Source organism: Alphaproteobacteria bacterium 33-17 (genome assembly GCA_001897445.1).
Lineage (GTDB): Bacteria > Pseudomonadota > Alphaproteobacteria > Rickettsiales > 33-17 > 33-17.
The window spans coordinates 1-12,774 of sequence record MKSX01000025.1; the positions used below are offsets into that span (position 1 = coordinate 1).

Sequence of the window (12,774 nt, forward strand, 5' to 3'; positions counted from 1 at the left end):
ATTACAAAAAGAAAATTAGATACAAGACACAAAATTGAATTAGGCGGTCTTGTAATTAAGTCTAAGATAATAGAAATGTTTGAGCGGGAATTTGAACAGTTTAAAACTAAAGACGAGAAGTTTAATAGTCAGGCTTTAGTACTTGGGGCATTGCTTTCTGTTTGCAATAGTATTAAAGATGATCCTGTTACAATATATAAAGAATATACAAAACTAGGTATAGAATCCCTAAATGACAAGACGAAGAAAGAAACAAAACAATAACCTTATTATACCAAAAAAGTTTACGATAGGGTCATTAATTGTACTAGTTGCGGTATTGGTGTACCAAGGTATGCAGATTCTGATCATTGAGCAAAAATCTAGTTTACAAAAAGATGAAGTAACAACATGTTTTACGCCCCCTGCTGGATGCCAACAAATTAACATTAATTACATAAATAAAGCTCAGAATGAGATTTTAATGGGAGCTTATTCCTTCACTGCCAAACCTATACAATTAGCTTTGAAAGATGCCTTACAAAGAGGGGTTAGGGTAACAATTATAATTGATAAGCAGCAAGTTAAAAATCACAATATCCTTCAGGAAATTATACATCCTGCCTTTACCCTAATTGTTCCAGACAATGTTACTGGAATTTTTCATAACAAAATTGTTGTTATCGACCATAAATATCTTATTACTGGATCTTCCAATTTTACAAATGCTGCTGAGTTTAGAAATGCAGAAAATACGATTTATACAACAAATCAGTATCTTGTAGGTAAATACTATAATTATTTAAGTACCTTCGTACCAAACCATCAAATTTTAGTATATATTGATAAGTTTGTTAGCCCTTCCTTTCTTCCAAAAGAGTGGCAACAGTTTATTGAATGAAAAAACCCCCGCTCAAAAAGCAGGGGTTCAGCAAACCGTATTCACCATTCCCAAATATCATTTGTATCCATATTTTTCAAGTAAAGATTCATTCTTTAGGCTGAATAATTTATCAATTCATTGAAATATATGGAAATTTAATATTGACATGTTAAAGGATATAAATCACAATAATAAGATGAAGCGATTAGAAATGATTAAATCAGTTTTGATCATGTCAGTTTTGCGAGGTATAAAATGGCTTTAACAAAGAAAAATACAACTAAATATAATATTATAGTCCCTAAAGAGCTTGATGTAGCTCTTCAAGAAATGTCTATAAAATTAGAAATAGAAAAGCCAACAATAGTAAGGAAGTTACTAAACTTAGCAATAAAAAATTATGCTGAGTTTGATGATCAAAATCATTTAAAGGCAATTAAGAGGTCATTTTTTGATGATGCGATAGAATTTAAGTCTTAAAGGTATAAAAAAAAGCTCCTTGCAGGGAGCTTTTTATTATCTTTTTTGGTATCTACTGTTAATTTTTGGAACAATAACAAGAAACCTCATCACTTCTTAGATTACTCCAAAAGTTATCAGTAGTCAACACTACATGTTTAATTTTTGGGGGAAAAATGGAAAATTTTTCATTAATACAGATAAAATCAAGTCAAATTACATTATATACGTTTACTTTTAGCTTAAGCCTTTAAGGAATTCGTCATGCTACAATATTGTACAGATTCCTCAGGGCTTAATGCTTCTGTGTCCCCTTCCCTGTTTAATTCAGGAGAAGAAGTAACTGCTGAGTCTCTGTTAAATGAATTATTAGATCTTCAAAATTCATCTATTGATCCTTTAATGGAAGAATGGCTTAAAGAAAGATACAAACACTTTAAACCAATTATAAATAGATTCAATGACAACGAGTATTTTAAACTAAAGGATAAAAGATATAGGAAAGACTGTTACAAAGTAATCAAATACATACTTTTCAAAGAGCAGAAAAGGCTTGAGGCTAAAAAAGAACTGAGCTGGGTAGTTTTAGACCAAGAGTATTTAATCAATGTGTTTGGACTTGAAAGATCTAAAATTGACGTTGTATTTGAAATATTGACTGGCAGCGGCATCATTGAGTTTATGGGAGAGAAATTGTATTCAGTTTGTACAAGTGCTGCCCTACTCTTCTTAAATAATAACGGTCTAGGGTATTTGTATAACCGTGATTGCTCCTATATAGAAGAAATCAACAAGTTTAAAGATGGCGAAAGAATATTCGATATGCTTTCAAATAAAAAACTTGATGCAGAAATGATTGAAAACGGTCATATACTTTTCGAGCTAAAAAGAAAGAACCCAACTTTCATCAAATTCTTAGAAATAATCTATAAAGAAATATTTGCTGCACATAAGGGCTATAAGGTAAGAAACAAACCTATTAAATATTATGCATCTAAATGCGGATGTAGCGAAAGAACCATAAAAAGATACAAAAAAATACTTAAACTATTTGGAATCAAATTTCTTCCTTCTTTTTTTAAAGCATGGAATGGAAAAAAGCGTGCTTACGATAAAATGGTTATTGAGAATCCAAAACTGGTTGTACGAATCATTGAAAGTCTATTTGAGCAACATGAACATAAACTAAGCTTTGTTGATAATAATAAAAGAAGTTGTCACCTCTTATTTATTAAAATAAATAATGTACAAAAAAGAAGTATAATAGGAACAAGAACAAAACAATCAGATAAACTATTTTCTGAAAATCCTCTTTTCAAACCACGTTTAAAACAAGAAATTGATGTTGTAGAATACTATTCTGAACATTCAGATGATATAATTCATCATTTTGCTAAAAAATTCTCTAAAATACTTTCTTTGAAGGATGTTGGAAAACTTGTTGATAAATTTATAAGCCTACTATTCGCTGAAAAGACCTATAAGCTTTCAAGGAAGTTATTTGTTTATAGACTATCAAACTACATTCATGCTAAGGCTAAGGCGCAGGAACACTGTGGTTCAAAATATAAAGGATACAAAATCAAAGAATTACAAGATAAGGAATATTATGTTTCAAAAAAAGTTAGTTAATTATTTTAAGTCTGGCATTGAGCCTATCGATCAATACTACAATGATAATGTTTTTTCTGAAAAAACAATTAACTTCATTAATAGCAATAGAGTTAAAACCTCTACAATTACATTAAAGAAAATATTATTCCAGCTTTATAAAGATGGGCTTTTGTATAGTAATAAAGCTTACTATTTAGATCTCAATATTTATGAACCGTATGACTCAAGGTTGGATAGTATGCAAAACTTAGTATATGATAAGCATGAAACCTATGATGATATTTCTTTAAAGAACAAGTTACAGACTTTAGCTAGTATAAATTTACACACTGACAAACAATATAAATTTGTATTTATAGACTATATAAATAATATGAAAGTCTTTGATGAAGAAATAAATGATCAAAAAAAAAATAAAATGTTACAAATTATGTATATCCTATCTGAAATGAAACTTAATGATAATATTACATTCTTTATTTCTCGATATCAGAAAGAACTTACAGATAATTTATTGTGTTTAACCTCAACTGAAGACTTTATATTAAATTATGCTGACTTTCTGTTAAACATTAAATTTAACAACGATACTAAAGATCTCTTTTATAACATTGTTAAAAACCGTCATAGATCTATCTTCTCATGTAAGGTTCATCTTCCGTTTAAATGAATAGAAGCATAACCTTTTAAAAAACTGATTTATTTTTTTTTAATTTTATGCTATGTTGCCTTTTGCAACACCTATCTTTTACGAATTTTTCTACGACTTTTGTATATATCAGGTGTTGCACTATAGTAACGGCTTAGGATATCTTTTTGACATTCTCCCCCAGCTGAAGCAAGGAGATTCATGTGCAGTTAAACTGCAACAGGAAGAAAATGATTGCTCATTTCTACAGATTCCTGCTTCCGACCAATTACTTGATTCGATCCACAGGCCATCACGGCGTGTCCCGCCGCTCTTATATTCTTAGCTGCATTTATATCAGCATGATCTTGGTAAGCACATTCTACACACTCAAATATTTCTCTTTTCGGTCTGTTATCTTGTGACACATGAGAACAAGAGCTACACTTTTGTGATGTATACTTGGGGTCAATCTTTATCAACTTTCCACCAAGCCACTTTTGTTTGTACTCAAGCATAGTTGTGAAGTTATGCCAACCCTGATCTAATATAGCTTTATTAAGACCGGATTTAGCTTTTACATTCCTGCCAGGTTCTTCTATAGTACCTTTTGCAGATTTAGTAAGATTACTTATTTTTAAATCTTCTATTACTACTACGCCGTGGCTTTTGGAAATAGTAGTTGATAGCTTTTGTAAGTAATCCTTCCTAATGTTTTTTATTTTATTATGTAATGCTGATATTTTTTTCTTTTGTTTATACCAGTTTTGTGAAAACTTCTCTTTTCTTGCTAATTTACGCTGCTCTAAGGCAAATTTATTTTGGTGTAGTCTAAAGCTTGAAATAGCTTTAGGCATATCACCACTTGATGCTGCTGCAATGCTATCCACCACACCAAAATCAAGTCCTATCACCTTATCGTTATGTGAGTGTCGTGGTTCTTCTACTTCACATTCAGTTTGAATTGATACGTACCAGTGATTTCCTTCTTTACTAACTGTAGTATTTTTTATTGTCCCTTCTACTTCCTTACTTATAAAAAAACCAACAAATCCGATTTTCGGTAAAAATATCCTTCTATTGTCAATCTTTACTCCTTGAGGGTAACGGAAACTATAGTGTACACCTTTTTTCTTAAAGCGCGGGTCTTGTCTTCCCTTTACTTTAAACACATCCCATATAGCTTTGTCTAAGTCTTTGAGAGTTTGCTGAAGTGATTGTGAAGGTGCATCTTTGAGCCAAACTAATTCTTCTTCCTTTTTCCACAAGGTAAGTTCCTTAGCTAATTCTTCATAAGGTAGATATTTTTGACCTTCTTCTTTTCTTTGCTTTTGAATTCCTAGTGCCTTGTTCCAAACAAATCTACAGCAGCCAGCAAACTGAAATAGCTTTTGTTCTATTTCATCATTGGTCTTAAGTCTGTAACAATATGCTTTGACAAGTTCCATAATATAATCCGTTTATATGAGAAATCTTACTGAACAATACATAAAAATAAAGAATAAAATTATAAGGCTAAAGAAATAGTATTTATCAGAAGAAATATGTAATCATATAAAGATGAAAACATGATTATATGTAATCAGTATCACATTATTTCATAAATAAATGAAAATATGTATTGCATTAGCATGAAAGTATGATATCATGTAAATATGATGTCAGGAAAGCATGGCACATGTAATCAAGGGGGGTATATGACTGTGATATCAATTTTAAATCAAAAAGGTGGCGCTGGTAAAACCACTTTAGCAACTAATATTGCTAAGGGTTTGCAGTTGGAGGGACATAAAGTATTATTAGTGGACTCAGATCCACAAGGTAGTGCTAGAGACTGGTCGGCGGCTAATGAGAACTGTTCTATAACTGTAGTAGGAATTGATAGACCTACAATAGATAGAGACATTAAGAATATAAAATCACAATATGAATATATTGTGATAGATGGTGCGCCACAAGCTCATGATTTAGCTGTAAGTGCTATTAAAGCATCTGATCTAGTTTTAATACCTGTACAGCCTTCACCATATGATATTTGGGCGGCAGAAGCACTAGTAAACTTAGTTAAACAAAGAATTGAGATTACTAATGGCGAGCTGAAAGCCGCTTTTGTAATAAGTAGGGCTATATATGGAACAAAAATTGGTGAAAGTGTAGTAGAAGCTCTTTCAGGTTATGAATTAGATATATTAAAAACTAGAACATTCCAAAGAGTCGTATACTCGACTACTGCCGCACAAGGATTATCCGTTTTTGAATCTGCAAAACAAGATGAGGCTGCTATGGATGAAATAAGTAACATTATTCAGGAAGCAAAAATGAAATTAAAAGAGGAGGTTATTCATGATTAGTTTAAAAGCAGGTAGACCAAGTAGAGAAAAGGAAGTTCAAACCATTAATGATATAGGTAAGAAAAATAAAGTAAGGTTATCTTTTGATTTAGATAAAGAATTACATAAAAGACTTAAGCTAATTGCAATGGAAAAAGAAGTATCATTACAAGACTTAGTCATATCAATCCTGAAAAAGGAAAACATGTAATTATGATAATATGAGAACAGGAATATATGATTTCATATTATAATGAATATATGAGTAGTTAAATAATCTAAGTCAAAAATAAATGATTTAATGGTATTAAAAAAGGAGAGGGGCATAATGCAATACGCTATTCTCCTTCTTTGTTTTAGATGAAAACATTATATAATGAAATAATGAAATCATACTATCATAGTTTCATCTATCTATATAAAGATTGGGTGTTTTCATTTACTCTTGCTCTGAAAGGGTTGGAATCACGACCAACATCACTTACTACAGTATTCCTCACAATAGGGATTTTCTTTTCGTTTGTAACAACTTTATTCTTTCCAAAGAAATATTCTTTTATGCTATAATAAGATTCTGCAGTCCAGTTAATAGCTTTTTTGCTGTATTCAACAGCTGATGAAAACCATTTAAATTTAGAAAGGATTTTTTCAGCTGCTTTACATACTATAGTGATGCAGCTACCTAGCAAAAATGTAGTGAAACCAGATCTGAAGCCAGATCGAATCCCTACAATTAACCCTAATACAACGCTTAAGGCAATGAACCCTTTTGGCATCATATATTTATAAATGCTTGTTGCGTAATCAACATCCTTTTTGACTACAGGCTTTTTCTTTTCTTCAAGTCTTGTGATTTTTTCACGATTATTGTTGAATATAGCTTCAAATATATCATTTTGATAATTGCTATCTACCGAGTCAAAAATCTCTTTCTCTAATGAATATGTTTCATCATCGTGATACTGTACTTTTTTAAGTCCTTTAGCATTAAAATTAGTTTGAGTATTTTCGAAATTAACCAGCCTCATTAAACAATGTGAAAAATCAGTATTGTTCAAATTACAGTTCTTGAAATTGATATTTATGAATGTAAAGTAGGATAGATCCTCATTGGAAAGATCAAGGTTCTCAATTACATTATTTGCAGGGTTTCCAATTACACAAAATGCGTGGTGTTTATCTGCTAAATTCTTCTGAGTATAAAGGGCAAGTGCTGGTTTAATACCCAAACCGTCTTTTGTAAGTTTATGTAATTCTACAAATTCATTAATTGATAAAATATGAATATTTAATGTTACGTTTGTCATGTTTATTTCTCCTAATTTGTATTGATACCTAATAAATCTTTTTTCCTTCTGATTTCTTCTACATAACTTCTTAAACAAGTAGTCATTTTGGCTTTAACAGTCCCTATTATTTCCTTAACAGGCAGTTTGATTAAGAGTTCTGGTTTTTCTAATGGATCTGCTTTTAAACGTGCGGGTATATGCTCTGAATTAAGCGGTACTGATAGAGGATTCTTATTTTCAAATAAACCATTTAGAAATGTTGCAAGTGGGTCTGCTTCACTTTCAACTCTTGTTGTTGAAATCATTACACTGTTTATTGAATTTTTTAGCTGGTTAAAATCATTAGTAAATTCAGTATTTGTTGTTGTACTTACATTCTGATAAAGAACCCTAACTAATACATATATTAAACGATTATAATTTCTAATCGAAATATTGTTAGCTGCACCGCTATTTGAAAGGTCATTCATATAATCATATATCATAGCCTTTTGATCATTCGTCACACCTGAAATGCTGTATTTTGTTAAAAAGCTTTTAAGTAGTTGAGATAATTGCTTTTGATTATGCCGCTGGTTACACTCAAATTCATTAGCTTTTGTTATATTAGATTTGTTGTTCTCGTCACCGAAATAAAGCAAGGCTTTAGGTAAGGCAAAATAATTAGTCTCATCGATATTATTAATGTATTTCTCTGCTATCTTACTTTGTAACTTTAGTACTTTTTGAAATAAGGGATAATAACATTGAATTTTAAGTAAGTATTGACCTTTTTGTTCTCTAGATAATAGAAGATTTTCACTAGCTAATTGTTCTATTAAATCCTGATGCTTTTTATAGAAATCTTCTGACAGGACTAGGGTTTTACCAACCAGCTTTGAGTCAAAAAGTTCAGAAAGAGCGACATCAATATCATTGAATAGGCGGGATTCACTAAAGAGCTGATGAGCTGTCATAACATTAGGTCTTTTAGACTTAAGTGTAATGTTAATTGTTTCGAGCTTATCATCTATATTGTTAATGGTTAAAATTCCTAAGTCCTGCATTTTATAAAAAATGGCAGTATTATAATTAAAGTCATGTAAAAAAAACTTAATATTAGGATCGTAAATACTGTCTTCAATATTAATTTGATTAGTCGGTACCTGAAGGCAAGATGACAAGAAAGAGGCCTTAATTTTGTTGTGGTGGTTTATGTAATCTTGCCAATCCTTATACAATTGTTCAATATTACGAATATCACATATTGTATATGATATACAACGGGTATAATTACGATCAATCCTAAACGTTTTTTTATCCACAGAATCTTTAAAGAAAGCCCTTACAAACTCAGGTATTCTTTCGTCCTTAAGTACATCGGGAAAAGTTTCGCTGTAAAAAGGTTTTGGTTTTATATCGTTATTATCATTATAAAAGCAATAAAATTCACCAGTATAGGTGAATTCATTGCGTAATGTATGTGTATCGCTAATATTACGATTATTATTAAATATACGAATCTGTTTATTAACCAAATCCGTAAAGGTTTTAATCATCTCAAGCTTAGCCATAGTGTCGTTAAGAAACCTAGCATAATCTGCAACATGTAGCTTGTGTACTTTTAAGGTAAGTTGTTTGAAGAGATCAACTTCCGTTTTAAAAAATGATCGTTTTTTAATTTTGTAAAGGGGTTTAATTTCAAAGTATGGCTTATAGTCCCTTCCAAGGTTATTTAAGGTGTAAAGCCGTGCGTGATCTACTTCATCATACGGGATTCTTACAATTTCTTTATTTTCATGAGGATAATGTATTATATTAGATTCACTTGAGTTTAAATTTAATAGGTTGGCAATAGTCATGCCAATATCTTTGATTATAGTAGCGCTATTAGTATTAATATTGGGGGTTGGCTTTAATACGTGCTTTTCGGCTATATCAAGCTTAAATGGCATTTTATTATGTAATGTTCTTACGTTTAAATTAGCTTCCTGTTTTTTACTTACATGCTTAATGAAAGCCTGAGCGGTTACTATCTCCGTAGGAATCTTTTCGTCATCTTTAATGGTTACATCACTTACATAACCATCTGAGTTTATAATAAAATCAATTACCTTCTGATTTTCTAAAAACTTCAATATCTCAAATGATACATTATCTTGGTGTATAGGTGCGTAAAGGTGTAAGATATTATCGTGATTACCTGCAATAGCAAGGTCATCAAAATTATCTAAAAAACTAATTAGTGACTGTATTTTCATATTTGTTACTCTTTATAAAAAATAATAAGATTCCTTGACCTTTAAAAAAGTTCTAAAGGGCTTAGAATTGTTTAAGTTGTCAATATTTATTGGTTCTTAACGAGCCATATTGCGTGTTTGCGCTTTTATATTTTCGTTAATAGCATCGTTAGTATAATAAATGCGATCACGGCTAAATAATGTTGTAGGTTTAATTAAGTATCTGTACATCTTATCTGATGCAGATGATACTATGCCTTTGCTATCTACCACTTTAACCATTTCCTGATTAGAATAAGTTCCATTTAATACTTCACGATTTAAAGTATTAAATGAATTTGTATCAAAATATGTTTCCTGATAATTAGTTTTATCAACCACATATCTTCCTATCAAATAACCCATGAAATACTCTGAAGCCTGAGTGTGATTTAGAGCCACATATTTCACAAGATCCTTAACTGCTCCAAAATTCATCAAAAATGATTTTAGTAATGAAAGCTCGGTAGCAATCCATGAAATAGCGTAATTAGGCACGTATTCCTTTATTTTGCTAGATGCTGAATTATACATTGGCGCTGCAAAATTAAGCATAGAACTTACTCTAGATGAGCCGCTTATATAATTTGTGACTGTTGAATAGTAAGGAGCCACAATTGGAGCCATATAGCTTAGCGCAATAGGAGTAAGATAGATTGATACACCAACTATTGCTAATACCTTTAAATCCTCCCCATAGTAGCGATTTCTGGAAGAGTTGCCGTTTTTTATATTGCTTGCAATTTTATATGTATTAGATGGTCTGATATAGTCCATTTTTACATTGCGACCTAAAACCTCATCTTTAGTTGTTAGGGATAATATTCTCATAGATTTACCTATATTTTGAATAGTACTTTTAGTTACATTTTTAGCATGGGTTAATGTAAAGTCGGTAACTTTAAATACTTTATTTTGTATAGATGAGACCGAGTCTTGTGTATAGTCTTGGATACCCATCAACTTCTTTTCAACATAATTCTTCATATTTCCTCCAATTCAATAACTATATTGTATAACAGAAACCAATAATATGTTATAAACTATAACTATATATTGACATAAGTCATAAATACGATATATACTTATAATTGAATTTGGCGTCAAGCTAAATTTGTTAACAAAATTACAACCTAAGATGTTGTATTAAATTAAGTTATTGATAAACAAGGAAAAATATATGAAAAAAAAAGTTGCAACTTTAATAATAAGTTTATCCGTAATCACCGCATGTGAAAATGGGTCAATGCCTATATCACGTCAGCATGTAGCTACAGGTCTTGGGGCAATTGGTGGCGGTATTCTCGGCTCTAATATCGGAAAAGGGAAGGGAAGAATGGTAGGTGCTGCGTTAGGGGCATTAGGTGGTGCTGCATTTGGTAATTGGATGGGTGAACATCTGGATCCCAAAGATCAACAAACTCATATTAACACCACGCAAAGAAGTTTAGAAAATGCTAGAACAAACCAGCAGATAGGCTGGGATGACCCTGATACAGGTGCTAGTGGCTTTGTAATGCCAACTCAAACCTACAAATCAAGAGAAGGTAGGGTGTGTAGAGAATATACTCAAGTGATTCAAGTTGATGGCAAAAGACAAGAAGCTTTTGGCAAAGCTTGTAGAAATAATGATGGATACTGGCAAATTCAGAATTAAAAGTTTAAAATAAGGATTAGAGCAGTTCAGGAGAATAGTTTATGATTGATCAAAATTGGTATATCCACGTAAATTACGTTCAAGAGGACAAAATTTCCCCTGAGCTGTATCTTTATAAAGGCTATGAGAAACATTTCGAAAACAAAACTTCATTGATTACTTATATAAATAATCAAATTGAATGCATCAAGCAGCCTATAGATTTAATACAGTACAAAAAAGTTGGTTTTTTCTTTTGGAACAATATTTTGACTAACAAAGGTCAAAGCCATGACATTTTAATAGAAAACCAACTAGAAACAAACTTCAGATATTATTGTATTTTACAAATTGAAGAGCTTATAATTAACAACTCGTTTTTATTGGACGTCGATGAAATTATTGATATAAAAAGCAATCTTTACCATATAATAGAGCAGTTCAAAATTTCTACTGCAACAGGTTTTAATAGTGAATATGAGCTTTATATGAAACTACATGAAGTATCACATGCACTTTCACCTATTATAGTATCTATTGATGACAAGATCATTAAGCAATTTCAGCAAAGTGAACGCACTTTAGAGTTATTAGATAATTGGATTGATTATTTTGAGTTGGTTAAAAATCTAGGCATAGATTTTTATGCAGATAAGACAGCCGAAGAAATCAAAAACCATAATGAAGAAATCTATTTACAGCTAAAAGCAATATTTTCTGAAGAGATGTGGCTTAATTCTTTCTATACTATATATCAACATTTAAAGGTTTATAATGTAGCAATCGAGGTGGCTATAGTAGAGAAATTCATTTATACTCTACAAAATTGCAAATTGGCTTTATCATCTAATTCAGTCAAAGAGTTAGGTGCATATTATTTAGATGTTTCTTTGTTACCTCTTTTCATTGAAATGTTTTCAATTCTTGACGAAAGGCCTATAAAAATAGGTAATTTTAAAGGCGTTAATAATGATGGACGTATACTTCCAAAAACATTCCGTACAGAAAATGGTGAAACTTATTACATAAAATCATATTCTGGTTTGTTCAGCGAATATCATAAATTATTTCAACAACATAAAGCTAAGTTATTATATGTTAAAAGGTATGCTTCCAATTATATAGAAGCACAGGTAAGACTGCTTGTAAGAGAAGCTATTAACAATAGTGAAAAGTTTTTTAAGGTTCATAAGGCTATGCATGACAAGGGTATCAAATGTGCATTAGAACTTCATGAAACAATCCAGAATATTGTAAAAAAGTAGGACGAAACATTAGTAATCATTTTTTGGTGAGCCCCTGAGCAGAAAGAAAAAGGAGAGGGGAAAGCCGAAGGCTAAACTCTCTCCTTAAATGTTACTAGCTAAATCATTTTTCGGAGCCTGCCCATCGCAGAAAGCAAATAAAAACATAAGAAAACAATAGTCAAGGGCGCTGAAAGCGGTAATACTTACCTTGACTATTGTTTTTGATGTTTTAGCTTCTGCACTAGATGGGAGTTACGAAAAATATGTGTTACGTAACATACTGAAATATATGGAAAAACCGCGCCGTTAATTATTTGTTAATAAAAAAATACTTAACTATATCTTGAAAATGTGTTAATTAATTCACACGTGTTAAACCTTTAGTTGATTACTTTGCGCCCCCTCTTTTGTTTTGGTAGCGGGATATAGGTTTGTCATGAATTAAATTAGC

The 12,774-nt window shown here is 31.1% G+C and carries 13 protein-coding genes; 9 read left to right on the forward strand and 4 right to left on the reverse strand.

Annotated elements, in window-relative coordinates; genetic code table 11:
* The 5 genes from BGO27_03320 to BGO27_03340 all read left to right on the forward strand — a co-directional run.
* A partial coding sequence (locus BGO27_03320; protein ID OJV12534.1) for a hypothetical protein occupies nt 1–264 on the forward strand: 264 nt, incomplete at its 5' end.
* A complete protein-coding gene (locus BGO27_03325) occupies nt 233–880 on the forward strand; it encodes a hypothetical protein (protein ID OJV12535.1) in 648 nt (215 codons plus the stop codon). The genes BGO27_03320 and BGO27_03325, both read left to right, overlap by 32 nt.
* Before the next feature lie 237 nt (nt 881–1,117).
* Nucleotides 1,118–1,342, forward strand: a complete 225-nt coding sequence (locus BGO27_03330; GenBank protein OJV12536.1) for a hypothetical protein — start codon at nt 1,118–1,120, stop codon at nt 1,340–1,342.
* Between the two features lie 243 nt (nt 1,343–1,585).
* The gene (locus tag BGO27_03335; protein OJV12537.1) at nt 1,586–2,953 is read left to right on the forward strand and encodes a hypothetical protein; all 1,368 of its coding nucleotides are present in this window, start codon (nt 1,586–1,588) and stop codon (nt 2,951–2,953) included.
* The gene (locus tag BGO27_03340; protein OJV12538.1) at nt 2,931–3,605 is read left to right on the forward strand and encodes a hypothetical protein; all 675 of its coding nucleotides are present in this window, start codon (nt 2,931–2,933) and stop codon (nt 3,603–3,605) included. The genes BGO27_03335 and BGO27_03340 overlap by 23 nt, the downstream gene beginning before the upstream one ends.
* 188 nt (nt 3,606–3,793) lie before the next feature.
* Here BGO27_03340 and BGO27_03345 read toward each other — a convergent pair whose 3' ends face one another.
* On the reverse strand, nt 3,794–5,011 hold the full coding sequence (locus tag BGO27_03345) for a hypothetical protein (protein OJV12539.1): 1,218 nt from the start codon (nt 5,009–5,011) through the stop codon (nt 3,794–3,796).
* Between the two features lie 249 nt (nt 5,012–5,260).
* On the opposite strand from BGO27_03345, the gene BGO27_03350 reads away from it, so the two are divergent.
* Nucleotides 5,261–5,914: a peptide transporter gene (locus BGO27_03350; protein ID OJV12540.1), complete on the forward strand. Its 654-nt coding sequence runs from the start codon at nt 5,261–5,263 to the stop codon at nt 5,912–5,914.
* Nucleotides 5,907–6,104 carry a hypothetical protein gene (locus tag BGO27_03355; protein OJV12541.1) on the forward strand — a complete coding sequence of 66 codons (198 nt, stop codon included), beginning with the start codon at nt 5,907–5,909 and terminating at the stop codon, nt 6,102–6,104. Before BGO27_03350 ends, BGO27_03355 begins: the two co-directional genes overlap by 8 nt.
* Nucleotides 6,105–6,303: 199 nt before the next feature.
* Here BGO27_03355 and BGO27_03360 read toward each other — a convergent pair whose 3' ends face one another.
* The 3 genes from BGO27_03360 to BGO27_03370 form a co-directional block, all read right to left on the reverse strand.
* The gene (locus tag BGO27_03360; protein ID OJV12542.1) at nt 6,304–7,200 is read right to left on the reverse strand and encodes a hypothetical protein; all 897 of its coding nucleotides are present in this window, start codon (nt 7,198–7,200) and stop codon (nt 6,304–6,306) included.
* A gap of 11 nt (nt 7,201–7,211) precedes the next feature.
* On the reverse strand, nt 7,212–9,422 hold the full coding sequence (locus BGO27_03365) for a hypothetical protein (protein OJV12543.1): 2,211 nt from the start codon (nt 9,420–9,422) through the stop codon (nt 7,212–7,214).
* A gap of 96 nt (nt 9,423–9,518) precedes the next feature.
* On the reverse strand, nt 9,519–10,427 hold the full coding sequence (locus BGO27_03370) for a hypothetical protein (protein ID OJV12544.1): 909 nt from the start codon (nt 10,425–10,427) through the stop codon (nt 9,519–9,521).
* Between the two features lie 193 nt (nt 10,428–10,620).
* Here BGO27_03370 and BGO27_03375 point away from each other — a divergent pair, with 193 nt between their 5' ends.
* Complete coding sequence (locus BGO27_03375; GenBank protein ID OJV12545.1) at nt 10,621–11,097, forward strand: hypothetical protein; 477 nt, start codon at nt 10,621–10,623, stop codon at nt 11,095–11,097.
* Nucleotides 11,098–11,138: 41 nt separating this feature from the next.
* Nucleotides 11,139–12,341, forward strand: a complete 1,203-nt coding sequence (locus tag BGO27_03380; GenBank protein OJV12546.1) for a hypothetical protein — start codon at nt 11,139–11,141, stop codon at nt 12,339–12,341.
* Nucleotides 12,342–12,774: the final 433 nt, after the last annotated feature.